The organism is Rathayibacter sp. AY1E2 (genome assembly GCF_002932325.1).
Taxonomy (GTDB): domain Bacteria; phylum Actinomycetota; class Actinomycetes; order Actinomycetales; family Microbacteriaceae; genus Rathayibacter.
Genome location: NZ_PSVO01000001.1, coordinates 381,175 through 407,961, shown reverse-complemented (window position 1 = coordinate 407,961; position 26,787 = coordinate 381,175). Strand labels below are relative to the sequence as shown.

Sequence of the window (26,787 nt, the reverse complement as noted above, 5' to 3'; positions counted from 1 at the left end):
TCACGGGAGCACCACGACCTGCGCGCCGAACACCAGTCCGGCGCCGAAGCCGATCTGCAGCGCGAGTCCGCCGTGCAGCTCCGGGTGCTCCTCGAGCAGGCGGTGGGTGGCGAGCGGGATCGACGCGGCGGAGGTGTTGCCGGTGGTCTCGATGTCGCGGCCGATAGCGACGGTCTCGGGGAGCTTCAGCTGCTTCGCGAGCTCGTCGATGATGCGCATGTTCGCCTGGTGGGGGATGAACGCGGCGAGGTCCTCGGGCTGGACGCCCGCCTCCGCGAGCGCCTGCTTGGCGACCTTGGCCATCTCCCAGACCGCCCAGCGGAAGACCGACGGGCCGTCCTGGCGGAGGGTGGGCCATTCGGCGGTGCCGTCGCGGTAGGCCGCGAGCGGGTTGTCCATGCCGACGGTGTCCCACTTGGAGCCGTCGGATCCCCAGACGGTCTTCGAGATGCCGGCGGTGTCGCTGGGGCCGACGACCGCGGCGCCCGCGCCGTCGCCCAGGAGGAAGGAGATGCTGCGGTCGGTCGACTTGACCAGCTCGGACAGCTTCTCGGCTCCGACGACGAGCACGTACTCGGCCAGGCCGGAGCGGATGAAGGAGTCGGCCTGGGCGATGCCGTAGGTGTAGCCGGCGCAGGCGGCCGAGATGTCGTACGCCGGGGCGGGGTTCGCGCCGATGCGGTCCGCGAGGAGCGCGGCCAGCGACGGGGTCTGCACGGTGTTGCTGATCGTGGAGACGAGCACGACGCCGATCTGGTCCGGGCGGATGCCCGCCTTCTCGATCGCCTCGAGGGAGGCGGTGGTCGCGAGGTCGACCGCGTGGATGTCGGCGGAGGCCCGGCGGCGCTCGATGATGCCGGTGCGCTGGCGGATCCACTCGTCGGAGGAGTTGATCGGCTCGATCAGGTCGTCGTTCGGGACGACGAGGTCGCCGCGGGCCGCGCCGATGCCGAGGATCCGGGTGTACGCGCTGCCGCTGGACTGGGTGAGGGAAGGGGTCGTCATGGGGTCTCTCCTGCTAGGCGGCGTGCTCGTCGAGGAAGGCGCGGGCGGCGTCCACGTCGTCGGGGGTCGTGATGGCGATGCTCGGCACGCCCTTGAGGCCGCGCTTGGCGAGGCCGACCAGCGCGCCGGCGGGTGCCAGCTCGATGATCCCTGTGACGCCCGCGTCGGCGAAGGCCGCCATGCAGAGGTCCCAGCGGACGGGGGACGCGACCTGGCCGACGAGCAGCTCGAGGAACGCGGCACCGGAGTCGACGACCGACCCGTCGCGGTTCGTCCAGAGCCGGAGCGTCGGGTCGGAGGGGGTCAGCCCGGCGGCGACGCCGGCGAGGGAGTCGCGGGCGGGCGCCATGTAGCGGGTGTGGAAGGCGCCGGCCACCTGCAGGGGGATCACGCGGGTCCCGCGGAGCGGCTCCGCCTTGAGGGCCTCGAGCGCGTCGACCGCGCCGGCGACGACGATCTGACCGCCGCCGTTGTAGTTGGCCGGCGCGAGGCCGAGCTCGTCGAGACGGGCGATCAGGGCCTGCTCGTCGCCGCCGAGGACCGCGCTCATCGCGGTCGGCTCGGCGGCGGCCGCAGCGGCCATGGCACGGGCGCGCTCGCGGACGAACACCAGCGCGTCGGCCTCGGTGAGGACCCCGGCTCCGGCAGCCGCGGTGATCTCGCCGACGGAGTGGCCGGCGATGCCCGCGATGCGCTCGCGCCGTCCGCCCTCGAGGAGGGCGGCGAGGCTCACGAGTCCCGCGGAGACGATCAGGGGCTGGGCGACCGCGGTGTCGCGGATGGTGTCCGCGTCCGAGACGGTGCCGTGCGCGGCGAGGTCGATGCCGACCGCCTCCGAGTGCGCGGCGACCTGCTCGGCCACGGAGGGGATCTCGAGCCAGGGGGCGAGGAATCCGGGGGTCTGGGAGCCCTGACCCGGGGCGACGACGACGATCACGGTATCCAGTCTTCCGATCTGCGCTCGCACGTGCGGCGCGTGGAGCCACTGACAAAGCACAAAGAGCTTGTCGCGGGTCTACAAGTGTTCAGGGGCGGGAGGGGTTCGGCGAGCAGACGGCCTCAGCGGCGGGACGGCTTCCGGCGGACGGCGCCGTCCGGGTCGCTCATGGAGCCGAGGATGAGGGCGGACTGGAGGATGAGCGCCTCGCGGGCGCCCGTCGCGTCCCAGCCGATCACCTCGGCGACCCGCTTGAGGCGGTAGCGCACCGTGTTCGGGTGCACGAACAGCTCGCGGGCGGTCGCCTCGAGGGAGCGGCCGTTGTCGAGGTAGGCCCACAGCGTGGTCAGCAGCTCGGTCGAGTGCTTCTGCAGGGGCCGGTAGATCTGCGTGATGAGGCTCTGGCGGGCGAGCGGGTCGCCGGCGAGGGCGCGCTCGGGAAGGAGGTCGTCGGCGTTGACCGGACGCGGCGCGTTCCGCCAGGAGCGGGCGACCGCGAACCCTGCGAGGGCCGCGCGGGCGCTGCGGGACGCCTCGACCAGGGTCGGCACCTCGTGGCCGAGGACGAGGTGGCCCGTCCCGAAGCCGGGCTCGAGCGCCTCCGCGATCTCGAGGAACGCGACCGGCGGGCCGGTCTCCTCCGTGGCGTTCTCGCTCGGCTCGGCGCGGCCGATGACCAGGACGAGCCGGCTGCCCTGCACGCCGATCAGCACGTCGGCGTCCATGTGCCGCGCCGTGCGGCGCAGCTGGTCGACGTCGAGCATCTTGGGGGCGGTGCCCACCAGGACGGCGACCTCGCCGTGGCCGTGCCAGCCGAGGGCGGCGATCCGGCTGGGCAGCTCGTCGTCGGCCTCGCCCGTGAGGATCGAGTCGACGACCAGCGCTTCCAGGCGCGCGTCCCAGAGACCTCGGGCCTCGGCGGCGCGCGCGTAGACGTCGGCCGCGGCGAAGGCGATCTCGCGCGAGTAGAGGAGGATCGCCTCGCGGAGGTCCTCCCCGCCGTTCTTGATCCGGTCCTCGACGACCTCGACCGTCACCTTGATCAGCTGCAGCGTCTGCGTCAGCGAGACGGAGCGCAGCAGCTCGCGGGGAGCGGCTCCGAACACGTCCGCCGCGATCCACGGCGTGGCCGACGGGTCGTCGAACCACGAGATGAACGAGGTGATGCCGGCCTGGGCGACGAGGCCGACCGCCGAGCGCCGACCGGGGGGCATGCTGCCGTACCAGGGCAGCGTGTCCTCGAGGCGCTTGATCGTCTGCGTCGAGAGCTCACCGGCGAGGGTGCGCAGCCAGGCGAGGGTCTGCTCCTTCGTGCGGGGAGCGCCCGGCCGGGTGGCCGGACGCTCCGCCGCAGGAGCAGGACCCCGCGCACTCGACGGTGCGGGTTCCTGCGAGAGCACGGACTCGTCCGTCAGCTCTCGCCGCCCGCGTTGCCGGTGGTGCCGGCGTTGACGTCGAGGAGGCGGTACTTCTCGATCGCCTGGACGGCGAGCGAAGGGTCGACCTCGCCGCGCTTGGCGAGCAGCTGCAGCGTCCGCACGACGACCGAGGGGCCGTCGATCTGGAAGTAGCGCCGCGCCGCCGCACGGGTGTCCGAGAAGCCGAAGTCGTCCGCGCCGAGCGTCGCGAAGTCGCCCGGGATGAACTGGCGCAGCTGGTCGGGGACCTGGTGCGAGAAGTCCGAGACGGCGACGAAGGGGCCCTTCGCGTCGGCCAGCTTCTGCGTCACGTACGGCACCTGCTCGGCGTCCTCGGGGTGGAGGAAGTTGTGCTGCTCGGCCTTGATGCCGTCGCGGCGCAGCTCGTTCCACGAGGTGACCGACCAGACGTCCGCCGAGACGCCCCAGTCCTCGGCGAGGAGCTTCTGCGCCTCGATCGCCCACGGCACCGCGACGCCCGAGGCGAGGAGCTGGGCCTTCGGACCGTCCCACTGGCCCCACGAGATGCGGTGGATGCCGCGGACGATGCCCTCGACGTCGACGTCCTCCGGCTCCTTCGGCTGCACGATCGGCTCGTTGTAGACCGTGATGTAGTACATGACGTTCGGGTCGGTGTGCTTCCCGCCGTACATGCGCTCGAGTCCGGACTGCACGATGTGCGCGATCTCGTACCCGTAGGCCGGGTCGTAGCTCACGACGGCGGGGTTGGTCGCCGCGAGGATCGGGGAGTGCCCGTCCGCGTGCTGAAGGCCCTCGCCGGTCAGCGTGGTGCGTCCTGCGGTGGCGCCGATCATGAAGCCGCGCGACATCATGTCGCCGGCCGCCCAGATCGCGTCGCCCGTGCGCTGGAACCCGAACATCGAGTAGAAGACGTAGACCGGGATGAGCGGCTCGCCCTGCGTCGAGTACGAGGTGCCGATCGCGGTGAACGCCGCGAGGGCGCCCGCCTCGTTGATGCCGACATGGAGGATCTGTCCCTGCGGGCTCTCCTTGTAGGCCAGGAGGAGCTCGCGGTCGACCGACGTGTAGTGCTGGCCGCGCGGGTTGTAGATCTTCGCGTTCGGGAAGAACGCGTCCATGCCGAAGGTGCGCGCCTCGTCCGGGATGATCGGGACGACGCGGTTGCCGAAGTCCTTCGAGCGGAGGATGTCCTTCAGGATGCGGACGAACGCCATGGTGGTGGCGATCTCCTGTGTCCCGGAGCCCTTCTTGCCGACCGCGTAGGCCGAGTCCTCGGGGAGGTTCAGCTGCGTGTACTTCGAGCGGCGCTCGGGGAGGTAGCCGCCGAGCGCGCGGCGGCGCTCCTGCAGGTACTCGATCGCCTCGTCGTTCTGACCGGGGTGGTAGTACGGCGGGAGGTAGGGGTTCTCCTCGAGCTGCGCGTCCGTGATCGGGATGCGCATGGTGTCGCGGAACGACTTGAGGTTGTCCAGCGTCATCTTCTTCATCTGGTGGGTCGCGTTGCGGCCCTCGAAGCTGCGGCCGAGACCGTAGCCCTTGATGGTGTGGGCGAGGATGACGGTGGGCTGGCCCTTGTGCTCCGTCGCGGCCTTCATGGCCGCGTAGATCTTGCGGTAGTCGTGGCCGCCGCGGCGCAGGCCCCAGATCTGCTCGTCGGAGTAGCCCTCGACGAGCTTCTTGGCGCGCGGGTCGCGGCCGAAGAAGTTCTCGCGGACGTAGGCGCCGTCCTCCGTCTTGTAGGTCTGGAAGTCGCCGTCGGGCGTCTTGTTCATCAGGTCGAGCAGCGCGCCCTCGGTGTCGCGGGCGAGCAGGTCGTCCCACTCGCGGCCCCAGATGAGCTTGATGACGTTCCAGCCCGCGCCGCGGAAGTACGACTCGAGCTCCTGCACGATCTTGCCGTTGCCGCGGACGGGTCCGTCGAGGCGCTGGAGGTTGCAGTTGACGATGAAGTTCAGGTTGTCGAGGCCGTCGTTCGCGGCGACCTGGAGCTGACCGCGCGACTCGACCTCGTCCATCTCGCCGTCGCCGAGGAACGCCCAGACCTGCTGGTCGGAGGCGTCCTTGATGCCGCGGTTGGTGAGGTACTTGTTCGCCTGCGCCTGGTAGATCGCGTTGATCGGGCCGAGGCCCATCGACACGGTCGGGAACTGCCAGAACTCCGGCATGAGCCGCGGGTGGGGGTAGCTGGAGAGCCCGCCGCCCTGATGCGACTTCTCCTGGCGGAATCCGTCGAGCTGGTGCTCGCTCAGGCGTCCCTCGAGGAAGGCGCGCGCGTACGGGCCGGGGGAGGCGTGGCCCTGGATGAAGACCTGGTCGCCGCCGCCCGGGTGGTCCTGGCCGCGGAAGAAGTGGTTGAAGCCGACCTCGTACAGCGAGGCGCTCGACGCGTACGTCGAGATGTGGCCGCCGACCCCGATGCCGGGACGCTGCGCGCGGTGCACGAGGATGGCCGCGTTCCAGCGGATCCACGCGCGGTAGCGGCGCTCGACGTCCTCGTCGCCCGGGAAGTCGGGCTCGTTCTCGGGCGCGATGGTGTTGATGTAGTCCGTAGTGGGCACCATCGGCACGCCGAGGTGGAGCTCCTTGGAGCGCTTGAGGAGGCTGAGCATGACGTCGCGCCCGCGACCCCGGCCCCGCTCCTCGACGAGCGCATCGAGCGACTCGTTCCACTCCGACGTTTCCTCGGGGTCCGAGTCCACGTGACCGACGGAATACGGGTCCTGATCGTTAACAGTCACCCTCGACCTCTCTCTGGGGGCAGATCGTGCCCGAGACATCACTCTCATGAAGCGGTGCGGATCCGCGGATCCGGGGCTCGGATGACGAGCCGCGCGCGGGCACCTCCGTCAGCCTAGCGATTCCCGTGCCCCGAACCTGGAATCGCACTGTGGTGATCCACGAGGGATGTGCGCCGACGACTGTAGGAGAGCGCCAGACGGGACGCGTCGACCGGCCCGTGATCGGGGGAGACGGGCCGTTCCTTGGAGTCTGCGCGGAGCGGGTCTAGCATTGCCCCTCGTGCTCGCGCGACTCTCGTGCGCACGGAAGGACATCGGACCGATGGCTCTCGAGAAGCTGACCCTGGCTCCCGACTTCGAACTCGCGAACCAGTACGGCGAGCGCATCCAGCTGGGCGACTTCCACGGGCGGCGCAATGTCGCCCTGGTGTTCTTCCCCCTCGCCTTCTCCGGCACCTGCACGGGCGAGTTCTGCGCGCTGCGCGAGAACCTCTCCCTCTTCGAGCACGCCGACGTGGAGCTGATCGGCATCTCGGTCGACTCCAAGCACACGCTGCGCGCCTGGGGCGAGAAGCAGGGCTACGACTTCACGCTCCTCTCCGACTTCTGGCCGCACGGCGACGTCGCCAAGCAGTACGGCGTGTTCACCGAGGCGAAGGGCTACGCGACCCGCGCGACCTTCCTCATCGACAAGGCCGGCGTCATCCGGGACACGTTCATGACCGCCCCGGGCGAGCCTCGCTCGATCGACGCCTACCGCGCCGCGATCGACGCGCTCGCCCCCGCGCACGTGTGACCCTCCGGAGGCGGACCGCCCCGGTCGTCAGCTGAGGATGTTGACGGCCCGCGAGATCACGAGAGCCAGCAGGACGAATCCGGTGAACGCCTCGGCGATCATCAGGAGCTTCATCCGGCTCGACAGCGGCATCGTGTCGGTCGGGCTGAACGCCATGGTGTTCGTCGTCGAGACCGAGAGGTAGTCGACGAAGCCGGGCCGCCAGTCGGCGCGCTCGGAGGAGGTCGCGGCGACCTCGGGCGCGGTGTCGCGGTAGGTGTCCTGCGGGAAGGCGAAGTCGGCCGCCGGCAGCTCGGTGCGGGGAAGCGTTCCGCGGGCGACCGGACCGCCGCGGTCGAGCTCCCAGAACAGCAGCGCGTACGCGACGACGTTGGTGACCCAGACCTGGAGTGCGGTGAGCAGCAGCGGCGGGCCGTCGGCCGTCCCGTCGACGAGGTCGATCACCACGGCGACCACGTTCACCTGGTTCGCCACGGCGAGCACGACCGCCAGGGCGATGGAGACCCCGCGCGACCAGCGCGTCTCGCTGTCGAGCCGGTGCGGGTTGACGACGAACAGCGGCACGAGCAGCGCGAGCGTGATGCCGGCGGCGACGAGGCGGACCACCGAGGTGTCGGCGCTGTGGCCGGCCACGTTCAGTGCGACGGCCACCAGGATCGCGGCGGAGGCGGGCCAGCGGCTCTCGGCGCGCCGCCTCGCCCGGGAGTCGCTGTCGGCGGTCATGTGCCGAGGCTAGTGCCCGCAGGGGGCCGCTCCGCCTGCCGTAGGATCGAGTCGATCGTCCGCGGGTGCTCCCGCGACGGGGGCCTTTAGCTCAGTTGGTAGAGCGCCACGTTTACACCGTGGATGTCATCGGTTCGAGCCCGGTAGGGCCCACCACATCCGACGATCGGACACTGCGCGTCAGCGGGACTGGCGGCGCTTGTAGGGCTTCGGCTGGCCCTTGACGATCGGGGCGCGCCCGGTCCCCTTGGAAGCCTTGGCCTTGCCTCCCGACTTCGGGGCCGCCTCCGGCTCGTCGCCGAGCGCGGCGAGCTCCTCGCGGGCCGAGGCGAGGCGCTGCCGCCCGGCCGCGGTGAGGGTCGTGGCGGCGGCACCGGGCTCGAAGAGCGGCTTGCCGAGGTCGAGCTCGACGGCGGCGACGGAGGAGTCGAGCTTCTGCCGCGAGATGCCGAGGCGCTCGGCGGCGCGCACGAAGTGCAGCTCCTCGGCGACCGCCACGAAGTGGCGCAGCTGGCTGATCTTCATCCCGAACCCTTCACGGCCGCTCCCTGCGGCACGACCACGGTACGCGGTCCGGAAGGGGGCGCCGACCGCCGGGAGCGCCGGCGGGAGCGGCATCGACCCGTCGATCCGCGCCAGAGGACCCGGCGGACATTGCCGGACGGAGGCGGGAGGCCTACGGTCGCGCCCGTGGGCGGTCCCGAAGCCGGCCACGGAGAGAGGCCGACGTGGGCGCGCTCATCTACAGCTCGATCGCGTCGCTCGACGGCTACGTGAACGACGCGGACGGCGGATTCGCCTGGGCGGAGCCGCGACCCGCCGTGCACCGCTTCATCACGGAGCGCGAGGGGCGGGTGCGCACGTACCTGTACGGGCGGCGCATGTACGAGGTCATGCGCGCGTGGGAGCAGACCTGGGCCCTCGCGGAGGAGTTCGCGTTCATCCGGGACTTCCAGGAGATGTGGCGGGCGGCCGACAAGGTCGTGTACTCGACGACACTGGAGTCGGCCGAGACCCGCCGTACCCGCGTCGAGGGCGGGTTCGACCCGGTCGTCGTCGCCGCGCAGGTCAGCGCCGCCGACCACGACGTCTCGATCGGCGGGCCGACCCTCGCCCGGCACGCGCTGCTCGCCGGGATCGTCGACGAGGTGCAGGTCTACACGGTGCCGGTGGCGGTGGGCGGCGGGACCCACTTCCTCCCGTGCGGGTTCCACGCGCGCCTCGACCTGCGCGAGGAGCACCGCTTCGCCGACGGCACCGTCTTCACGCGCTACAGCGTGCGGCGCTGAGACGGCCTACGCGGCACCGACCAGCGCGGCGATCCGCGAGGCGAGCCGGGCGCCCTGAGCGCGTCCGGCCCGGGCGGAGGCGGCGCGGACGGCCGGGTCGAGCGAGTTCGGGCCGAAGGCGCGCACCGACTCCTCGTCGGCGTAGAGCACCTCGACCCGCGAGTCCGCGAGGGCGTCGAGCTCGCCGGTCGGGATCAGGCCCGCGCCGGGCGTGCCGACTCCCGGCAGCGGAGTGACGATCAGGACCCAGTCGGCTCCCGCGGCGAGGTCGGCGTTGCTGCCGGAGCGCACGCCGCCGTCCATGTAGCGGACGCCGTCGATGCTGACGGGAGGCCAGACCCCGGGGACGGCGCAGCTGGCGGAGATCGCGTCGACGAGGCCGACGCCGCTCTCGCGGTCGAACACGCGCAGCTCCCCGGTGGCCGTGTCGACCGCGGTGATGAGCAGACGCTGCTCGGGCCAGTCGGCGTCGCCCACGCGGGCCGAGATGACGGCCCGGCGGGTGTCCTCGGGGAGCGTCTCGGCCTCGAGCGCGAGGGTGCCGATGCGGCGCCGCGCGTCCTGGGGCGAGGTCGCGCCCTCGACGGCCGCGGCGAAGAGGGCCTGGAGGCGCTCGCCGTCGACGTCCGCTCCGATCTCGGCGGACTCCTCCTGGAGCTGGGCCTCGTACGACTCGTCGAGGCCGGTGCCGGTGCTCAGCTGGGCGGCGACCGCGGAGCCCGCGGAGGTGCCGATGAAGGTCGTCGACGGATCGAGCAGGAGGCGGGCCGCCTCGGGGGAGGCGTCGGCGAGGCCGCGGAGGACGCCGAGCTCCCAGGCGATTCCGGCGAGGCCGCCGCCGGCGAGGACGAGTGCACCAGGCATGGAGGAGGTCCTTTCGATCAGGATCAGGAGGGGGCGGGCGCTGCGGAGCGCCGCAGCACCAACGCTGTCACATCGTCGTGCGCGTCGTCTGCGAGAGCGTGCAGACGCTCGAAGAGAGCGGGGTCGTCGTTGCTCCGCACCAGCTCGGCGAGACGGTCGAGCGCGTCGAGGCGCCCGCCGAAGACGTCGAGCAGGCCGTCGCTGCAGGAGAAGAGCGCGTCGCCGGGGGCGAGCACGCGCTGCTCCTCCTCCCAGGAGACGTCGGCGGCGATGCCGAGCGGGACGCCGGTGGAGGCGAGCCGCTCCGTGGTGCCGTCGGCGCGCAGCAGGAGGGTGAGGCCGTGGCCGCTGTCCACGAACGCGACGGCGCCGCTCGCGAGGTCGACCCGGGCGATCAGCGCGGTCGCGAACATGCCGGTCGCGGTCAGGTCGGGCAGGAGCTGGCGGTTGACGGCCTCGACGGCTGCCGCGGGAGGGAGCTCCGGCCGCGCCTGGAACGCGGAGCGGATCGCGGAGGCGACGATCGCCGCCGACACGCCCTTGCCCATCACGTCGACCAGCTCGAGGGAGAGGTCGTCCCCGCTGCGGCGCCACGCCGTGTAGTCGCCGGCGACGTCGTGCAACGGCGTGGTCAGCGAGTCGAGGCTCCACTCGCCGAGGTCGAGGCGCTGGGGCCAGAGCCGCTCCTGCGTCTCGCTCGCGCGTCCGGAGAAGGCGATCTCGCGCAGCTCCCGCTCGGCCCACCGGCCGAGGTCCTCGAGGATCTCGCGCTCCTCCTCCGAGAAGCCGCGCACCTCGCTGTCGATGATGCAGATCGTGCCGACGCGGAGGCCGTCCCCCACGACGAGCGGGCGGCCCGCGTAGAAGCGCACGTGAGGGGATCCGGTGACGACTCCGCGGTCGGCGAACCGCGGATCGGCGGTGGCGTCCTCGACGACGAGGATGTCGCCCTGCTGGACCGTGACGTCGCACATCGAGTCGGCGCGCAGCATCCTGCTCGCCCGCGCCGAGCGCTGGGGCGACTTCGTGAACTGCGTCGACTCCTCGAGGATGTTGATCTCGGCGAGGGGGACGCGCAGGAGCCGGCGGGCGATGCGGGTGATCCTGTCGAAGCGCTCCTGGGGGGTGCTCAGGCCGATCCCGAGCTCGGCGATCGCGGCGAGGCGGGCGCGCTCGGTCGGCTCGCTCACGTGCGGGTCCGGGCGAGTGCCCAGAGGTTCTGCCCGTCGACACGGCGGTAGGAGAACTCGGTGACGAGGGCGTGGATGAACGGGATCCCGCGGCCTGCCTCGTCCCACTCGTCCGGCATGTCGCGGGGGTCGGCGACCTCGGCGGGCGCCTCCTCGGCGGAGTCGTTGAGCGAGGCGCGCAGCTCGGTCGCGTCGACGCGGATCTCGACCAGGCAGATGATGTGCCGGTACGACCGGGCGTGCTGGACGATGTTCGAGGTCAGCTCGACCAGCGCGGTCTCGAACGACATCCGGTCGACCGGCGCGACGCCCGGCTCCTCGAGCCACAGCTCCTCGAGCGCCTCGTGGACGGCGGTGACGCCGTCCTCGGGCGGCGTGCGCACGACGAAGGAGCGCTCAGGCACGGTAGGCCTCCTCGACGGTCTCGGCGCTCCCGAGCAGGCGGTCGAGGTTGGACAGGCCGAGCACCATGGCGGGCTGCTCGCCGGCGGCGGCCACGCGCAGCTCGCCGCCCGCCTTCCGCGCCTCCTTGAGTCCGGCGACGAGGACGCCGAGCCCGGACGAGTCGAGGAACTCGACGGCCGCCAGGTCGACGACCACGCGGACCTCTCCCGCCTCGAGCGCGCGCTGGAGGACCGCTTCGAGCTCCCACGCCGTGGACAGGTCGAGCCGGCCGACGGGGCGGATCACAACGATGTCGGGCTCGATCCGCTCGGTGCTGATCCTCGAGCTGGGCTCCATGGTGTCCTCCTGACGGGACTGCACGCGGTTCCGCAGGGCTCGGAGACGTGGTGAGGACGCGGTCGGGCGCGCGACCGAGGGGCTCCGGATCCGATGCGGGGGTGAATCGGGGAGTTCGTCCGCCTCCGACCGTACAAGGGAACGGGGCGCCCCGTGGGAGGCGTGACCGCATCCGCGCTGCGACACGCGGTGCGCGGCCCCGGGAGGAGGCTCCGCTCAGCCCCTCGCGGCGGCGAGAGCGTCGGCGGCGAGCCGCACGGAGGCGTCCCGGCCGGTCAGCCAGAGCGGCACGGAGCGGGCGCGGAGCCCCGCCGAATCGAGCGCCGGGACCGCGTCCGCGTCCTCCTCGCCGACGAGCCAGGCGTCGAGGAGGCCGCCCCCGCTCCGGGCTCCGTAGTGCCGGCCGACGGCCTCGGCGGAGGTCTCGACGCCGATCGCTCTGAGGCAGGCGTCGGCCATGCCGCGCACCACCGCGCCTCCGACGACGGGGGAGACGCCCACGACGGGTGCGGAGGTCCGGCGGAGGGCGTCCGCGATCCCGGGCACTCCGAGGATCGTGCCGATCGAGACGACGGGATTGGAGGGGGCGACGAGTACCGCGTCGGTGTCGGCGATCGCCTCCAGCACGCCCGGGGCGGGGCGGGCGCTCTCCACCCCCTGCTGGACGAAGCGGCGCGCGGGCGCTGACGCCCGAAGCCGCACCCACCACTCCTCGAAGTGGAGGAGCCGCACGCCCTCGCCGGGGAGCTCGACCTCGACGTGGGTCTCGACGTCCTGGTCCGACATCGGCAGCAGGCGGACCCCCAGCGGCCAGCGGGCGGTGATCCGGGCGGTCGCCTCCGAGAGGGTGAGGCCGTCGCGCAGCATCGAGCTGCGGGCGATGTGGGTGCCGAGGTCGAGGTCGCCCAGGGTGAACCACGGCCAGCCGACGCCGAAGGCGGTGAGCTCGGCCGAGACCCGCTCGCTCTCGCCGGCCCGCCCCCAGCCGCGCTCCGTGTCGTTCACTCCGCCGAGCGCGTAGGTGATCGAGTCGAGGTCGGGGCAGACCTTGAGGCCGGTGAGCCACATGTCGTCGCCGGTGTTGACGACGACGGTGATCTCGCTCGCCTCGCCGCCGGCGGCCTCGAGATCGCGGAGGTGCTCGCGGACCGCCGAGGTGAAGCGGGCGCCGCCGACGCCTCCGGCCAGGATCGTGATGCGCATCCGCCCACGCTAGCGGCACCGACGGATTCCTCCCCCGGCGAGCCTTAATGCTGCGGATCCGCGCCGGAAACACCGGGGAAACGTCGAACCCCGACGATGAAGCCCTGTCCCCGGAGCCGGACGGTCCGTCATTGCCTTCGGGCCCGGCGGGGACCACAGTGGGTCCACGTCCCCGGCTCCGCACCGCCCGGCGGAGCACACCGGAGCCGGACAGGGACGCCCGAGCATGGAGGTACCGATGACCATCGTCCGCGCAGCGATCACCCAGACGACCTGGACCGGCGACAAGGAGTCGATGCTCGACAAGCACGAGCGGATGGCCCGGGACGCCGCAGCCGACGGCGCGCAGATCGTCTGCTTCCAGGAGCTGTTCTACGGCCCGTACTTCGGCATCACCCAGGACAAGAAGTACTACCGCTACGCCGAGCCCGCCGACGGGCCGATCGTGCAGCGCTTCGCGGCCCTCGCGAAGGAGCTGGGCGTGGTGATGATCCTCCCGATCTACGAGGAGGAGCAGACCGGCGTCTACTACAACACCGCGGTCGTGGTCGACGCCGACGGGACGATCCTCGGCAAGTACCGCAAGCACCACATCCCGCACCTGGACCGCTTCTGGGAGAAGTTCTACTTCCGGCCCGGGAACCTCGGCTTCCCGGTCTTCGACACCGCGGTCGGCAAGGTCGGCGTCCACATCTGCTACGACCGCCACTTCCCGGAGGGCTGGCGGGAGCTGGGCCTGAACGGCGCCCACCTCGTCTTCAACCCCAACGCCACCAAGCCCGGCCTGTCGAACCGCCTCTGGGAGGTCGAGGGCCCGGCGGCCGCGGTGGCGAACGGCTACTTCGTGCTGCAGCCCAACCGCGTCGGCCGGGAGGACAACGAGTACGGCGACCTCGCGGTCGACTTCTACGGCACCAGCCAGATCATCGATCCGCGCGGGGAGTTCGTCGGCGAGCGGGGCTCGGGCGAGGCCGAGGAGATCCTGATCCGCGACCTCGAGATGGACATGGTGCAGGAGATGCGCGACGACTGGCAGTTCTACCGGGACCGCCGGCCGGAGTCGTACACCAGCATCCCGAAGCCGTGACCGCAGACCGAGACGGGGAAGACCGATGAAGACCCTCATCACAGGCGGGACGGTCGTCAACGCGACCGGCACCGGAGCAGCAGACGTCCTGATCGACGGCGAGACCATCGCCGCCGTCCTCGCCCCCGGCTCCACGCTGCTGGGCTTCGACCTGGCGGCCCGCGTCGACCGGGTGATCGACGCGAGCGGCAAGTACGTCGTCCCGGGCGGGATCGACGCGCACACGCACATGGAGATGCCGTTCGGCGGCACCTCCGCCTCGGACACCTTCGAGACCGGCACGCGCGCCGCTGCCTGGGGCGGCACGACGTCGATCGTGGACTTCGTGGTGCAGTACCCGGGCGAGAGCGTCGTCGACCGGTTCCAGGCGTGGCAGGAGAAGGCGGCCGGCAACTGCGCGATCGACTACGGCTTCCACCAGATCCTCTCGGACGTGCAGGACTCCTCGCTCGTCGCGATGGACGAGCTGATGCGCGAGGGGGTGACCAGCTTCAAGCTGTTCATGGCCTACAAGGGCGTGTTCCTCTCGGACGACGGGCAGATCCTCCGGGCGTTCCAGAAGGGCGCGGAGAACGGCGCGATGATGATGATGCACGCCGAGAACGGCGCCCTCATCGACGAACTGGTGAAGCAGACCCTCGCCGCCGGGAACACCGCGCCGTACTTCCACGGCACCTCTCGCCCCTGGCAGGCGGAGGAGGAGGCGACGCACCGGGCGATCATGATCGCCGACCTCACCGGCGCGCCGCTGTACGTGGTGCACGTCTCCGCGAAGCAGGCGGTGGAGCAGATCGCGCAGGCCCGCGACCGCGGCATGAACGTCTTCGGGGAGACCTGCCCGCAGTACCTCTACCTCTCGCTCGAGGAGCAGCTCGGCGCGCCGGGCTTCGAGGGCGCGCAGTGGGTGTGCTCCACGCCGCTGCGCTCGAAGGCGGAGGGGCATCAGCACCACATGTGGCAGTCGCTGCGCACCAACGACATCCAGATGGTCTCGACCGACCACTGCCCCTTCTGCATGAAGGGCCAGAAGGACATGGGGATCGGCGACTTCTCGAAGATCCCCAACGGCATCGGCTCGGTGGAGCACCGGATCGACCTGATGTACCAGGGCGTGGTGTCGGGGCAGATCTCCCTGCCGCGCTGGGTCGAGCTCACCTCGACCACCCCGGCGCGGATGTTCGGGATGTACGGGAGGAAGGGCGTCATCCAGCCCGGCGCCGACGGCGACGTCGTCGTGTACGACCCGAGCGGGCACACCTCGATCGGGATCGGCGAGGGCCGCAGCCACCACATGAACATGGACTACTCGGCCTGGGAGGGCTTCGAGGTCGACGGCCACGTCGACACGGTGATCTCCCGCGGCAGGGTCGTCGTCGACGACGGCTCCTACGTCGGCACGAAGGGCGACGGTGCGTACATCCCGCGCGGTCTGAGCCAGTACCTGATCTGAGCCGGCACCCGATCCGAGCCAGCACCTGATCGAGCAGAAGGAACCCCATGGACTTCGGAGTCGTCCTCCAGACCAACCCGCCCGCCTCGCGCACCGTCGCGCTCGCCGTCCTCGCGGAGACGCACGGCTTCGACTACGCGTGGACCTTCGACTCGCACCTGCTCTGGCAGGAGCCCTACGTGATCTACTCGCAGATCCTCGAGAGGACGCACCGGATCACGGTCGGCCCGATGGTCACCAACCCCGCCACGCGCGACTGGACGGTCATCGCCTCGCTGCACGCGACGCTCAACGAGATGTACGGGAACCGCACGGTGTGCGGGATCGGACGCGGCGACTCGGCGGTGAGGGTGACCGGAGGAGCTCCGACGACGCTCAAGACGCTGCGGGAGTCGATCCACGTCATCCGCGAGCTCGCCAACAGCCGTCCGGTCGAGTACAACGGCCAGACGCTGCAGTTCCCGTGGAGCCGGGGCTCGTCCCTGGAGATGTGGGTGGCCGCCTACGGCCCGCTCGCCCTGAAGCTCGCGGGCGAGGTCGGCGACGGCTTCATCCTGCAGCTGGCCGACGTGGACATCGCGCGCTGGATGATCGGCGCCGTCAAGGAGGCGGCGGCGAACGCCGGCCGGGACCCCGAGTCGCTGCAGTTCTGCGTCGCGGCGCCGATGTACATCGGCACCGACCGGGAGCACATGCGCGACCAGTGCCGCTGGTTCGGCGGGATGGTCGGCAACCACGTGGCCGACATCGTGGGCCGCTACGGCGCCTCCGGAGCGGTGCCGCAGGCGCTGACGGACTACATCGCCGGGCGCGAGGGCTACGACTACAACGAGCACGGCCGCGCAGGCAACAGCCACACCGCCTTCGTGCCGGACGAGATCGTGGAGCGCTTCTGCGTGCTGGGCACGGCGGACGAGCACGTCGAGAAGCTCCGGGCGCTCGCCGACATCGGCGTGACGCAGTTCGCGGGATACCTCCAGCACGACAACAAGGAGGAGACGCTGCGCGTGTACGGCGAGCGGATCATCCCGGAGCTGCGCGAGCACATCGTGGCCCGCGCATGAGACCGGCCCTCGCGCGCGGGCTCGTGCTCGGCGCCGCCGGGCTGCTCCTGCTCGCGCTGGTGTGGGAGGGCTGGAAGGCGCTCGGGCCCGAGGCCGGGGTGGTCGTCGGAGGAGTCACGGTGCTCCCGCGCACGAGCGCCATCGCGATGCCCCACCTCTGGGAGATCGCGGCCCGGCTCGGCGAGCCGGTCACCGGAGCGCGGAACGCCCCGGCGCTGTGGTCGGCCGTCGTGGGGGCGAGCGCCTTCTCGCTCGGGATCGCCGCGGTCGGCTGGGTCGTCGGCACGGTCGTGGGGCTGCTCCTGGCTCTCCTGATGCAGCGGTTCCGCACGGCGGAGTCGGCGGTGCTGCCCTGGATCGTGCTGAGCCAGACGGTGCCCCTGATCGCGATCGCCCCACTGGTGCGGCGCTGGGGGTCGCAGCTCGAGCTCGGACCGGTGACCTGGGAGAACTGGATGTCGGTGGCCCTGATCGCCTCCTACCTCGCGTTCTTCCCCGTCTCGATCGGGGCGCTCCGCGGGCTCGGCTCGCCGACGGCCCACCAGGTCGAGCTGATGCACGTCTACGGCGTCGGCTGGTGGAAGACGCTGGTGCGCCTGAGGCTGCCGGCGAGCGTGCCCTACCTGCTGCCGGCCCTCCGGCTCGGAGCGGTCAGCGCCGTCGTCGGCACGATCGTCGCCGAGGTCTCGATCGGCCTGCGCGGCGGGATCGGCCGCATGATCATCGAGTTCGCCTCCGCTGCCGGAGGCGACCCCGCCAAGCCCTGGGCGCCGATCCTCGGGGCGGTGCTGGTGGGCCTCGCGGCCGCCGGCTCCGTCGCTCTGCTCGGCACCCTCCTCCGTCCGTACCGCCGAGGGGAGCAGCCCGCATGAGTCCTGCAGGATCCGCGGTCGTCGTCGACTCCGTCACGAGGACCTTCACCACCGCCCGCGCCGCGAGCGTCACGGCGCTCCAGGACGTCTCGCTCGAGGTGGCCGCGGGAGAATTCGTCTCGCTGATCGGCCCGTCCGGCTGCGGCAAGTCGACGCTGCTGCGGCTGATCGCCGACCTCGACGAGCCGGACTCCGGCTCGATCGCCGTGTTCGGCAAGACGGCCCGGCAGGCGAGGCTCGACCAGGACTACGGGATCGCGTTCCAGCAGGCGGGCCTCCTGCCGTGGCGCACGATCCGGGCGAACATCGCCCTGCCGCTGGAGCTGCACGGCGTCGCCGCGACCGCCCGGCGCTCGCGCGTCGACGAGCTGCTGGCGCTGGTCGGGCTCGGCGACTTCGCCGACTCCTACCCGGACCAGCTCTCCGGCGGGATGCAGCAGCGCGTCGCCATCGCGCGGGCGCTCGCCGAGAGCCCGCGTCTGCTCCTCATGGACGAGCCGTTCGGGGCGCTCGACGAGATGACCCGCGAGCGGATGCAGACGGAGCTGCTGCGGATCCGGCGCGAGACCGGCGCCGCCGTCGTCTTCGTCACCCATTCGATCCCGGAGGCGGTGTTCCTCTCGGACCGCGTCGTGGTGATGTCGCCGCGGCCGGGCAGGATCCGCGACGTCCTCCCGGTCGGACTCCCCGGAGCATCCGAGCGCGACGCGGCGGTCAGGGAGGACACGGCGTTCTTCCGCGACGTGAGCGCCGTGCGCGAGCTGCTGCACGGGGATCCCGCCGCCGTGCCGCGCGGAGTGGAGAACCGGTGAGCACGACGGCGCTGGCGCGCAGCGTGCTCGCGCCGCTCGTGCTCGGGATCGCCGCGGTCCTGCTCTGGCAGGCCGGGGTCACCGCTCTGGCGATCCAGCCGTTCGTGCTCCCGTCGCCGCTGGCGATCGGACAGGAGTTCGCCGCGAACCTCGGCTCCGTCGCCGAGGGCAGCGCGGTGACCGGCCGCAACGCGCTGGTCGGCCTGCTGGTCGGCGCGGTGCTGGCGGTCGTGGTCGCCGGGCTCTCGGCGCTCGCGCGGGTCTTCGACGGACTGGTCGCGCCGATCGTGGCCGCGGCCGCCGTCGTGCCGATCGTCGCCCTCGCTCCGGTGCTCTACACGATGTTCGGAGCGAACGCCGAGACCGCGAGGCAGCTCGTCGCGGCGCTCGCCGTGTTCGTGCCGGTGTACGTGACGACGCTGCGCGGGCTGCGGCAGGCCGCTCCGGTGCACCGCGACCTGCTGAAGGCCTACGCGGCGACCCCCTGGCAGACCGCCCGCACGATCACGCTGCCGGGAGCGGTGCCCTACGTCTTCACGGGGCTCCGCATCGCCTCCTCGCTCGCGGTGATCTCGGCGCTGGTCGCCGAGTACTTCGGCGGACCCGTGGGCGGGCTCGGCAAGTCGATCACGACGGCGGCCTCGGGCAGCGACTACGCGCTCGCCTACGCCTATGTCCTGGGCGCCGTGCTCGTCGGCCTCGCGTTCTACTGCGTGACGGCCGCGCTCGAGGCGTTCGCGCTGCGCCGCAGCCGGCTGCGCTGAGCGCGGCGCCACGCGTCCCCGCACCCTCCTCGATCCTCCCGATTCCCGACTCCCGATTCCCGACTCCCGACTCCCGACTCCACCCGCACCGCCCGCACCGCCCGCACCGCCCGCACCATCAGCGCCACCTGCACCACAGCACCACCTGCACCGCCGCACCACGGGGCGCGCCGCACCGGCGACCCCGCAGACCGCACCAGGAGGACCCGTGACCAGACGCACCCGCATCACCCTGACGACCGCCGCCTTCGCGGCCGTGGGCCTCGCGCTCACCGGCTGCAGCGCCTCCGGCGGCTCCGACCCGGGGTCGGACTCCGGCTCCGGCGGCCTCACGCCGGTCACCCTGCAGCTGCAGTGGGTGGCCCAGGCGCAGTTCGCCGGGTACTACGCCGCGCTCGACCAGGGCTACTACGAGGACGAGGGCCTCGACGTGACGATCGCCGAGGGAGGCGGCGACATCGTCCCCCAGGACGTGCTCGCCTCGGGCGACGCGGACTACGCCATCTCCTGGGTGCCGAAGGTCCTCGGCTCGATCGAGCAAGGGGCCGGGATCACCGACGTCGCGCAGATCTTCGAGCGCAGCGCCACCACGCAGATCTCCTTCAAGGACAAGGGGATCACCTCGCCCGCCGACCTCGCCGGGAAGAGCGTGGGCAGCTGGGGCTACGGCAACGAGTGGGAGCTGTTCGCCGGCATGCAGAAGGACGGCGTCTCCCTCGACGACATCTCGCTGGTGCAGCAGCAGTTCGACATGAACGGCTTCCTCGCGGGCGACATCGACGCGGCCCAGGCGATGACCTACAACGAGTACGCCCAGGTCCTCGAGACCGTGAACCCCGCCACAGGCGAGCTGTACCAGCCGGACGACCTGAACGTCATCAGCTGGAACGACGTGGGCACCGCGATGCTCCAGGACGCGATCTGGGCGGACGCGGGCAGGCTCGCCGACGACGACGCGTACGCCGAGCAGACGGTCGCCTTCATCAAGGCCTCGATCAGGGGCTGGATCTTCGCGAAGGACGACCCGCAGGCGGCGGCCGACATCGTCACCGCGGCCGGATCCACGCTCGGCACCAGCCACCAGCTCTGGATGACCAACGAGGTCAACAAGCTGATCTGGCCCTCGACGAGCGGCGTCGGGATGATCGACGAGGCCGCGTGGCAGCAGACGGTCGACATCGCGAAGGAGACGGAGAACGAGACGGGCGCGACGATCATCAGCGCGGACCCGCCCGCCACCGCCTACTCGAACGAGTACGTCGAGAAGGCGCTCGCGGAGCTCGCCGACGAGGGAGTGGACACGAGCGGTGCCGACTACGCGCCGATCGACGTGACGCTGGAGGCCGGCGGCGCCTGAGCCCGGACTCCGCCCCTCCCGGCTCCTCCCGGCCCCTCCCGCCCCGGAGGGGCCCGGGAGGGGTAGGCTGGACCCTCGTGACTACTTTCAAGAAGACGCCGTTCACCGTGAACGTGCGCGACCTCGTGAGGCGGCCGGGCGAGATGCGCGAGCACCGCCTCGAGCTCGAGGCGCCGGAGCAGTTCGGCGAGGGGATCGTCGCGGTCCGCAAGGGATCGGCCGTCGATCTCGACGTCCGGCTCGAGTCCGTGCACGAGGGGATCCTGGCCAGTGTCGAGGTGTCGGCGAGGGCCGACGGCGAGTGCAGCCGGTGCCTGACCGACATCTCCCTGCCTGTCGATGTCGAGTTCCAGGAACTTTTCGCGTACTCTTCTGACGAAGCTTTCGACTATGAGGTTCACGACGACCACGTGGATCTTGAACCTCTGGTCAGGGATGCGGTGGTTCTGTCGCTGCCGTTCCAGCCGGTCTGCCGGCCGGACTGTCCGGGCCTCGACCCCGTCACGGGGGAGCGGCTGGCCGATTCCTCCACGCCCGAACCCGAGGCGCCGCGCGACTCCCGGTGGGCCGCGCTCGCAGGGTTGAGCGAGGGGGACGGCGGGGCCGCAGCGCCCGGAGCTTCCACCGACAGAGCTTCCGCAGACAGCGGTGAGGGCGCGACCGCCCGCACCGAATCCGACTAGAGGTAGAGAAGAGAGAATCATGGCTGTTCCCAAGAGGAAGAAGTCCCGCGCGAACACCCACGCCCGTCGTTCGCAGTGGAAGGCCGAGGTCCCCACCCTCGTCAAGACCATCGAGAACGGCAAGGTCGTCTACAGCCTTCCCCACCGCGCCAAGGTCGTCGAGGACTCCGCGGGCACCGCGCTGTTCCTCGAGTACAAGGGCCGCAAGGTCGCCGACGTCTGATCCCGCTCCTGGTCCGCACGGCGCGGGGCGCACCGCCCCTCGACGAACGGACCGCGGTCCATGGTGAACCAGACCTCCGCACGACCCTCCAGCGACGACCGGTCGCGTCTGGAGGCCACGCTCGGCGTGAGCCTCGACGGTGAGCTCTTCGAGCTGGCCCTGACGCACCGGTCGTTCGCTTTCGAGCACGGCGGCATCCCGCACAACGAGCGCCTCGAGTTCCTCGGCGACTCGATCCTCGGGCAGGCCGTGACCGTCATGCTCTACACCGAGTACCCCGCCCTCAGCGAGGGCGACCTGGCCAAGCGCCGGGCGAGCCTCGTCTCGACCGTCGCGCTCGCCGAGATCGCCCGCGGCATCGGCCTGGGCGAGTTCCTCCGCCTCGGACGCGGCGAGGAGCTGACCGGCGGCCGCGACAAGGCGTCGATCCTCGCCGACACCGTCGAGGCCATCATCGGCGCCGTCTACCTGGGCACCGGTCCCGACGCGGCCCGCGACCTGGTGCTGCGCCTGATCGCACCTCTGCGGGCCGATCCGCTCCGCTTCGGCGTCTCGATGGATCCGAAGACGAGCCTCCAGGAGGCGGCCGCCGAGCGCGGTGCGCCGGCCCCGCGCTACGAGATCGCCGCCACCGGCCCCGACCACAACAAGGTGTTCGTCGCCACCGTGATCGTCGGCGGACTCGTCACGGCCCGCGGCGAGGGGACGAGCAAGAAGGCGGCCGAGATGGCCGCCGCGCTCGACGCGTGGACGCGTCTGGCGGCCCCCGGCGCACCCGCCGCTCCCGCGGTCTCGGACTGACCGTGCCCGAGCTGCCCGAGGTCGAGGTGGTGCGGGCGGGTCTCGCTCCCGCGGTCACCGGCTCCCTGGTGACCGGCGTCGAGATCGTCGACGCGCGCTCGCTGAAGCGGCACGTGCATCCGCACGGGACCTTCGAGCGCCTGCTCGTCGGGCGCCGGCTCGAAGCGGCGGTGCGGCGCGGGAAGTTCCTCTGGCTGCCCGCGGGCCGCGGCGAGGCGCTGCTGGTGCACCTCGGCATGAGCGGCCAGGTGCTGCTGCGCACGGCGGATGCGGCGCTGCCGCGGCTGGCGCGCATCCGGATCGGGATCGAGCACCCCGAGCACGGCGAGCTCGCCCTGCACTTCGTCGACCAGCGGATCTTCGGCTCGATGGCGGTCGACGCTCTGGTGCCGACCCCGGACGGAGCGCCGGGCGGCTACGCGGGCGAGGAGGTCCGCGGAGGCGGCTGGCTGCGCGCCGTGCCCTCGCAGGTCGCGCACATCGCCCGCGATCCGCTCGACCCCTCCTTCGACCTGGGCTCGGTCGTCGCGTCGCTGGCGAGGAGGAGCAGCGGGATCAAGCGGGCGCTGCTCGACCAGACGCTCGTGAGCGGCATCGGGAACATCTACGCGGACGAGTCGCTGTGGGCGGCGGAGCTGCACCCGGAGCGGCCGAGCTCGTCGCTCGGCGAGGCGCGCATCCGCCGCCTCTTCGCCGAGGTCCGCTCGGTGCTCGAGCGGGCGCTGGCCGAGGGCGGCACCAGCTTCGATGCGCAGTACGTGAACGTGAACGGCGCCTCCGGCTACTTCTCGCACAGCCTGCACGCCTACGGGCAGACGGGGAAGCCGTGCGCCCGGTGCGGCGAGGCGATCGTGCGGGTGCCGTTCATGAACCGCTCCTCGCACCTCTGCCCGCACTGCCAGCAGCTGCCGCGCTGACGCGCCGGGAGGCGCCGCCTCAGGCGGCGGCGTCGGCGGGTGCCGGAGCGTACCGGGAGTGGACGACGAGCTCGCCCAGCAGCGTCGCGCCGAGCGTGATGACGGCGGCGATCGCCAGGCCGAGCCAGAGTCCGACCAGCAGGGCGAGCGCGCCGACTCCGGCACCCGCGGCGATCAGGACGATCGCGCCCGCGCGGCGGAACCACGGCTGACCGGAGCCACCCGCCAGGCGGGAGTCCGCAGCGAGGCCCGTGATCGTCGAGGTGACGACGACCGTCGTGACGTCCTTGACGGCGAGGTGGCGGGCGGTCGCGGCCTGGAGGCCCATCGCCCCGCCCAGCACGCCGGTGACGGTGAAGGCGAGCGGCTCGGGGTGCTCGGGCACGACCGCGAGCACGATAGCCAGGACGCCGAGCAGGATGCCGACCACCGCGAAGAGCCAGGTCGAGCGCGAGGTCCAGCCCTTCTTCACCGGGCGGAGCACCCGGCCGCCGATCACGGCGCCGATCATGAAGGCGCCCAGCGCGATCAGGGGCCCGACCACGGGCAGGTCGGCCGCGCCGGAGAGGGCCATGCCGAGGATGACGACGTTGCCGGTCATGTTGCCGGCGAAGACGCGGTCGAGCCCGAGGTACCCGACGGCGTCGATGATGCCGGTCGAGAAGGTGAGGGCGAGCATCAGGCCGAGGGTCGCGCCCTCGGAGCGGGTGCGCAGGCGTCGGAGCACAGGAGTCCTGTCGTCGGGGGCGGGTCTGGAGAATCGTGGCACACGCGTGTACATGCTCGAAACACGGCGAGGTTAGGGTCGGACGGCGCGGACGGGCCGCGCGGGAGGCGGACGCGCATGCGGTGGACGGAGTGGGCGGTGCAGCCCGGTGAGGGAGTGCCGCCGGGGGTGGACTACCTGCCGGCCGAGCCGGGTTCGGTGCTGTGGGGGCGCCTGCCGTGCGCGGCGGACGCGCCCGTGCTCACCGTCGACTCGGGGGCCGAGGTCGTCATCGACACGCTCAGCCACGAGGGCGTGCTGGAGGATCAGGGCCGCGATCCGGTCGCCTTCTTCGGCCGCCACGGAGTCGCTCCGGAGGGGGTGCTGCGCGACGCGGTCGCGCTCGCCGCGGACGGGCCGTTCCGCGACGGCGAGACGGACGGGCCGCACGTGGTCACGGGGCCGATCGCCGTCCGGGGAGCGCTGCCGGGGGACCTGCTCCGGATGACCCTCCTCGAGGCCGAGCCGCGCGTGCCGTACGGAGTCGTCTCGAACCGGCACGGCCGCGGGGCGCTGCCGGGCGAGTACCCGCTGCAGGAGGGGCCGTTCAGCGTCTTCGCGCGCGTCGACGAGGACGCGCAGGGCGGTCTCCGCGGCGTGATCCCGCTGGTGCCGGGAGGAGAGCGGGCCGCCCGGTTCCCGCTCCGGCCGTTCCTCGGGATCATGGGCGTCGCCGTCGCAGGGGAGGAGCGCCCGCACTCCGTGCCGCCCGGTGCGCACGGGGGCAACATCGACATCGCCCTGCTGACCGCCGGAACCAGCCTCTACCTTCCCGTGCAGGTCCCGGGCGCGCTCGCGTACGTCGGCGATCCCCACTTCGCGCAGGGCGACGGCGAGGTGGCGCTGACGGCGATGGAGGCGAGCCTGCGCGTCCGGGTGCGCCTGGAGGTCGTCCCGCGCGCCGAGGCGATCGCGGCGTTCGGGGAGCTGCTCGGGCCGATGGGGGAGACCGGCGAGTTCCTCGTGCCCACCGGGATGGACGAGGACCTGGACGTCGCCGTGCAGAAGTGCGTCCGCGCGGCCATCGCGCTGCTGGCGGCCCGCTACGGGATGGACCCGGCTCACGCCTACGCCTACCTCAGCGCGGCGACCGACTTCGACATCTCGCAGGTCGTCGACCTGGTGAAGGGCGTGCACGCCCGCGTCCGGACGGCCGACTTCGATGACTGACCCGCGGGTGACGACGCTCGAGGGCGACCTGCCGGACGGGCTGGTGGACGCGGTCCTGGCGTACGAGGCGGCGCTCGGGGCTGACGACGTCGCGGCGCTCGCCGACGCGTTCGCCGACGCGCCGACGACGCTCCGGGGCGACGCCTCCGGACTGCTCGTCGGCCACGCGGTGATCACCGGCTTCCGGGGTCGTCGCGGCGGTGCACCGGTGCGGGAGCTGGTGGAGCTGCACGTCAGGGCGGTCGATGCGGGCACGGCGCTCGTGGTGAGCGTGAACGCTCCGGCCCGTGGCGGGCGCGGGCTCGTCATGCAGCTGTGGTCGCGCGAGGGCGGGACCTGGCGGGTGCGCGCCGCGCAGGTGCAGGCGCCCTCGCCCGCGCTGGACCCCCGTGTCTGGCGGGCCGTCGGCGCGCCGCTCGTGCCGGCCGCCGGCTCCGGGACCCTCGACGGACTGGACGTCGCGGTCAAGGACCTCTTCGCGATCGAGGGCCAGCGGATCGGCGCGGGAGTGCCGGCCCGCCTCGCTTCCGCGCCGATCGAGGCGGCGACCGCTCCGGCCGTCGCGCAGCTGCTCGCAGCGGGAGCGTCGGTGCGCGGGATCGCTCAGACCGACGAGTTCGCGTACAGCATCGCCGGCCGGAACTCCGGCTACGGGACGCCGCCCAATCCAGCCGTGCCCGGAGCGATCCCGGGCGGATCGTCGAGCGGACCGGCGACCGCCGTGTCGCTCGGGCAGGCCGCCGTCGGGCTGGCGACCGACACGGCGGGATCGATCCGGGTACCCGCCTCCTATCAGGGCCTGTGGGGGCTGAGGACGACCCACGGTGCGGTGCCCGTCGAGGGGCTGCTGCCGCTGGCGCCGAGCTTCGACACCGTCGGGTGGCTGACGCGGGACCTCGGCACGCTGAGGCGGGTGGCCGAGGTCTGCCTGCCGTCCGGCCCGCCGGTGCGGAGTCTCGCGGTGGCGCCGGCACTGCTGGGCGGAGTGGACGCGGCCGTCCGGGCGGCGTTCGGATCGGCCGTCGAGAGGATGAGCACCGACGAGGTCGAGCTGCCCCCCGTGGCGGAGATGCTCGAGGCGTTCCGGCTCGTGCAGGCGGCGGAGGCGTGGCGGTCGAGCGGCTCGTGGGTCGCGGCGCATCCGGGAGTGCTGGCGGCGGACGTGCAGGCGCGCTTCGACGCGGCCTCGCTCGTCGACGAGCAGACGGAGGCGGCCGCACGGGCGCGGGTCGCGGGGTTCCGGGAGGCGCTCGACCGTGCGCTCGAGGGGCGGGTGCTCCTCCTGCCGTCGACGTCGTCGGTAGCGCCGGCCCTCGATGCGTCGGCCGAGGCGATCGACGCGGCGCGGACGGCGACGCTCGGCCTGACCTGCGTCGCCGGGATCGGCGGGTATCCGGCGCTGTCGGTGCCGCGGTCGAGTGTCGGCGGCACTCCGGTGGGGCTCTGCCTGGTGGGACCGCGGGGGTCGGATCTCGCGCTGCTGGAGCTGGTCGGCACGCTCTGAGGGGGGGCCACGCCCCTAGCTCGTCCTCTCCCTCGTCGTAAATCGGGGCGGACGCCGTGACCCGTTCTCCCGCTCTCCGCCCCTTTCTCTTTCTCTCTCGCTCTCTTTCTCTCTTTCTCTCTTTCTCTCTCGCTCTCTCGCTCTCTCGCTCCGTCCCTCCGTCGCTCCGTTCCTCCGTCGCTCCGTTCCTCCGTCGCTCCGTTCCTCCGTCGCTCCGTCGCTCCGTCCCTCGTCGTGGATCCGAGGCGGAAGCTGCGCCGTCGCGCCCGAGTCGCCTGCGGTGATAGCTGTCCTCGGGTGCGATCTCAGCGGTGAGCACGGGCGCCGAGCCCGGAGGGTGGAACGGGCCCGGGTGCAGCGAGTGCGGGCTCGGTGGACCGGTTCGTCGGCGGGCGCGTCGGACGACCGGCTTCCACGGCTCGGCCATCGGC

General features: G+C 72.1%; 27 protein-coding genes and 1 tRNA gene. 16 read left to right on the top strand and 12 right to left on the bottom strand.

Annotated elements, in window-relative coordinates; all coding sequences use genetic code 11:
- The 4 genes from C5C49_RS01860 to aceE form a co-directional block, all read right to left on the bottom strand.
- Entirely contained in the window at window positions 1–1,005 is a 1,005-nt protein-coding gene (locus C5C49_RS01860; protein ID WP_104223464.1) for a beta-ketoacyl-ACP synthase III, read from the bottom strand.
- Window positions 1,006–1,018: 13 nt separating this feature from the next.
- Window positions 1,019–1,942 (bottom strand): ACP S-malonyltransferase, encoded by a 924-nt coding sequence (locus C5C49_RS01855; RefSeq protein ID WP_104345276.1) that lies wholly within the window; start codon window positions 1,940–1,942, stop codon window positions 1,019–1,021.
- Window positions 1,943–2,064: 122 nt separating this feature from the next.
- Window positions 2,065–3,231, bottom strand: a complete 1,167-nt coding sequence (locus tag C5C49_RS01850; RefSeq protein WP_181027189.1) for a CdaR family transcriptional regulator — start codon at window positions 3,229–3,231, stop codon at window positions 2,065–2,067.
- A gap of 122 nt (window positions 3,232–3,353) precedes the next feature.
- Window positions 3,354–6,080 (bottom strand): pyruvate dehydrogenase (acetyl-transferring), homodimeric type, encoded by a 2,727-nt coding sequence (gene aceE / locus C5C49_RS01845; protein ID WP_104238204.1) that lies wholly within the window; start codon window positions 6,078–6,080, stop codon window positions 3,354–3,356.
- Between the two features lie 322 nt (window positions 6,081–6,402).
- On the opposite strand from aceE, the gene C5C49_RS01840 reads away from it, so the two are divergent.
- The gene (locus C5C49_RS01840; RefSeq protein WP_104238203.1) at window positions 6,403–6,876 is read left to right on the top strand and encodes a peroxiredoxin; all 474 of its coding nucleotides are present in this window, start codon (window positions 6,403–6,405) and stop codon (window positions 6,874–6,876) included.
- A 27-nt stretch (window positions 6,877–6,903) separates the two neighbouring features.
- On the opposite strand, the gene C5C49_RS01835 is transcribed toward C5C49_RS01840, so the two are convergent.
- Window positions 6,904–7,599 (bottom strand): hypothetical protein, encoded by a 696-nt coding sequence (locus C5C49_RS01835; RefSeq protein WP_104226669.1) that lies wholly within the window; start codon window positions 7,597–7,599, stop codon window positions 6,904–6,906.
- Window positions 7,600–7,679: 80 nt separating this feature from the next.
- Here C5C49_RS01835 and C5C49_RS01830 point away from each other — a divergent pair.
- Window positions 7,680–7,755: transfer RNA gene (locus C5C49_RS01830), tRNA-Val, on the top strand.
- 24 nt (window positions 7,756–7,779) lie between these two features.
- Here C5C49_RS01830 and C5C49_RS01825 read toward each other — a convergent pair.
- The gene (locus C5C49_RS01825) at window positions 7,780–8,124 is read right to left on the bottom strand and encodes a LysR family transcriptional regulator (RefSeq protein ID WP_104223469.1); all 345 of its coding nucleotides are present in this window, start codon (window positions 8,122–8,124) and stop codon (window positions 7,780–7,782) included.
- Between the two features lie 203 nt (window positions 8,125–8,327).
- On the opposite strand from C5C49_RS01825, the gene C5C49_RS01820 reads away from it, so the two are divergent.
- Entirely contained in the window at window positions 8,328–8,888 is a 561-nt protein-coding gene (locus C5C49_RS01820) for a dihydrofolate reductase family protein (protein WP_104226668.1), read from the top strand.
- Between the two features lie 6 nt (window positions 8,889–8,894).
- Here the strand turns inward: C5C49_RS01820 and C5C49_RS01815 are convergent, their stop codons facing one another.
- The 5 genes from C5C49_RS01815 to cofD form a co-directional block, all read right to left on the bottom strand.
- Complete coding sequence (locus C5C49_RS01815; RefSeq protein WP_104345275.1) at window positions 8,895–9,752, bottom strand: patatin-like phospholipase family protein; 858 nt, start codon at window positions 9,750–9,752, stop codon at window positions 8,895–8,897.
- A 23-nt stretch (window positions 9,753–9,775) separates the two neighbouring features.
- The gene (locus C5C49_RS01810) at window positions 9,776–10,942 is read right to left on the bottom strand and encodes a PP2C family protein-serine/threonine phosphatase (protein ID WP_181135683.1); all 1,167 of its coding nucleotides are present in this window, start codon (window positions 10,940–10,942) and stop codon (window positions 9,776–9,778) included.
- Window positions 10,939–11,346 carry an ATP-binding protein gene (locus tag C5C49_RS01805; protein ID WP_104223473.1) on the bottom strand — a complete coding sequence of 136 codons (408 nt, stop codon included), beginning with the start codon at window positions 11,344–11,346 and terminating at the stop codon, window positions 10,939–10,941. Before C5C49_RS01805 ends, C5C49_RS01810 begins: the two co-directional genes overlap by 4 nt.
- The gene (locus tag C5C49_RS01800) at window positions 11,339–11,683 is read right to left on the bottom strand and encodes an STAS domain-containing protein (protein ID WP_104223474.1); all 345 of its coding nucleotides are present in this window, start codon (window positions 11,681–11,683) and stop codon (window positions 11,339–11,341) included. Before C5C49_RS01800 ends, C5C49_RS01805 begins: the two co-directional genes overlap by 8 nt.
- Before the next feature lie 216 nt (window positions 11,684–11,899).
- Complete coding sequence (gene cofD, locus C5C49_RS01795; protein ID WP_104345273.1) at window positions 11,900–12,886, bottom strand: 2-phospho-L-lactate transferase; 987 nt, start codon at window positions 12,884–12,886, stop codon at window positions 11,900–11,902.
- Window positions 12,887–13,124: 238 nt separating this feature from the next.
- Between cofD and C5C49_RS01790 the strand changes: the two genes are divergently transcribed.
- From C5C49_RS01790 to mutM, 11 genes are all read left to right on the top strand, one after another.
- Complete coding sequence (locus C5C49_RS01790; protein WP_104223476.1) at window positions 13,125–13,973, top strand: nitrilase-related carbon-nitrogen hydrolase; 849 nt, start codon at window positions 13,125–13,127, stop codon at window positions 13,971–13,973.
- Between the two features lie 25 nt (window positions 13,974–13,998).
- Window positions 13,999–15,423 (top strand): dihydropyrimidinase, encoded by a 1,425-nt coding sequence (gene hydA, locus C5C49_RS01785; RefSeq protein ID WP_104345272.1) that lies wholly within the window; start codon window positions 13,999–14,001, stop codon window positions 15,421–15,423.
- Between the two features lie 47 nt (window positions 15,424–15,470).
- A complete protein-coding gene (locus C5C49_RS01780; protein ID WP_104226663.1) occupies window positions 15,471–16,487 on the top strand; it encodes a TIGR03842 family LLM class F420-dependent oxidoreductase in 1,017 nt (338 codons plus the stop codon).
- Entirely contained in the window at window positions 16,484–17,359 is an 876-nt protein-coding gene (locus tag C5C49_RS01775) for an ABC transporter permease (protein ID WP_104226662.1), read from the top strand. The genes C5C49_RS01780 and C5C49_RS01775 overlap by 4 nt, the downstream gene beginning before the upstream one ends.
- Entirely contained in the window at window positions 17,356–18,171 is an 816-nt protein-coding gene (locus C5C49_RS01770) for an ABC transporter ATP-binding protein (RefSeq protein ID WP_104226661.1), read from the top strand. Before C5C49_RS01775 ends, C5C49_RS01770 begins: the two co-directional genes overlap by 4 nt.
- A complete protein-coding gene (locus C5C49_RS01765) occupies window positions 18,168–18,935 on the top strand; it encodes an ABC transporter permease (protein WP_104226660.1) in 768 nt (255 codons plus the stop codon). The genes C5C49_RS01770 and C5C49_RS01765 overlap by 4 nt, the downstream gene beginning before the upstream one ends.
- A gap of 208 nt (window positions 18,936–19,143) precedes the next feature.
- The gene (locus tag C5C49_RS01760; RefSeq protein ID WP_104345271.1) at window positions 19,144–20,292 is read left to right on the top strand and encodes an ABC transporter substrate-binding protein; all 1,149 of its coding nucleotides are present in this window, start codon (window positions 19,144–19,146) and stop codon (window positions 20,290–20,292) included.
- 143 nt (window positions 20,293–20,435) lie between these two features.
- Entirely contained in the window at window positions 20,436–20,975 is a 540-nt protein-coding gene (locus C5C49_RS01755) for a DUF177 domain-containing protein (protein ID WP_104226701.1), read from the top strand.
- Between the two features lie 19 nt (window positions 20,976–20,994).
- On the top strand, window positions 20,995–21,198 hold the full coding sequence (gene rpmF / locus C5C49_RS01750; protein ID WP_104223482.1) for a 50S ribosomal protein L32: 204 nt from the start codon (window positions 20,995–20,997) through the stop codon (window positions 21,196–21,198).
- A gap of 60 nt (window positions 21,199–21,258) precedes the next feature.
- Window positions 21,259–21,999 carry a ribonuclease III gene (gene rnc, locus C5C49_RS01745; protein ID WP_104250952.1) on the top strand — a complete coding sequence of 247 codons (741 nt, stop codon included), beginning with the start codon at window positions 21,259–21,261 and terminating at the stop codon, window positions 21,997–21,999.
- Between the two features lie 2 nt (window positions 22,000–22,001).
- Window positions 22,002–22,916 (top strand): bifunctional DNA-formamidopyrimidine glycosylase/DNA-(apurinic or apyrimidinic site) lyase, encoded by a 915-nt coding sequence (gene mutM, locus C5C49_RS01740; RefSeq protein WP_104345304.1) that lies wholly within the window; start codon window positions 22,002–22,004, stop codon window positions 22,914–22,916.
- A 19-nt stretch (window positions 22,917–22,935) separates the two neighbouring features.
- Here mutM and C5C49_RS01735 read toward each other — a convergent pair whose 3' ends face one another.
- The gene (locus tag C5C49_RS01735) at window positions 22,936–23,643 is read right to left on the bottom strand and encodes a YoaK family protein (protein ID WP_258068347.1); all 708 of its coding nucleotides are present in this window, start codon (window positions 23,641–23,643) and stop codon (window positions 22,936–22,938) included.
- Between the two features lie 117 nt (window positions 23,644–23,760).
- Between C5C49_RS01735 and C5C49_RS01730 the strand changes: the two genes are divergently transcribed.
- Together C5C49_RS01730 and C5C49_RS01725 are read left to right on the top strand one after the other, a co-directional pair.
- Window positions 23,761–24,852, top strand: coding sequence for an acetamidase/formamidase family protein (locus C5C49_RS01730; protein ID WP_104247529.1), 1,092 nt, complete (start codon window positions 23,761–23,763; stop codon window positions 24,850–24,852).
- Entirely contained in the window at window positions 24,845–26,356 is a 1,512-nt protein-coding gene (locus tag C5C49_RS01725; RefSeq protein ID WP_104345269.1) for an AtzH-like domain-containing protein, read from the top strand. The genes C5C49_RS01730 and C5C49_RS01725 overlap by 8 nt, the downstream gene beginning before the upstream one ends.
- The last annotated feature ends 431 nt before the right edge of the window (window positions 26,357–26,787 follow it).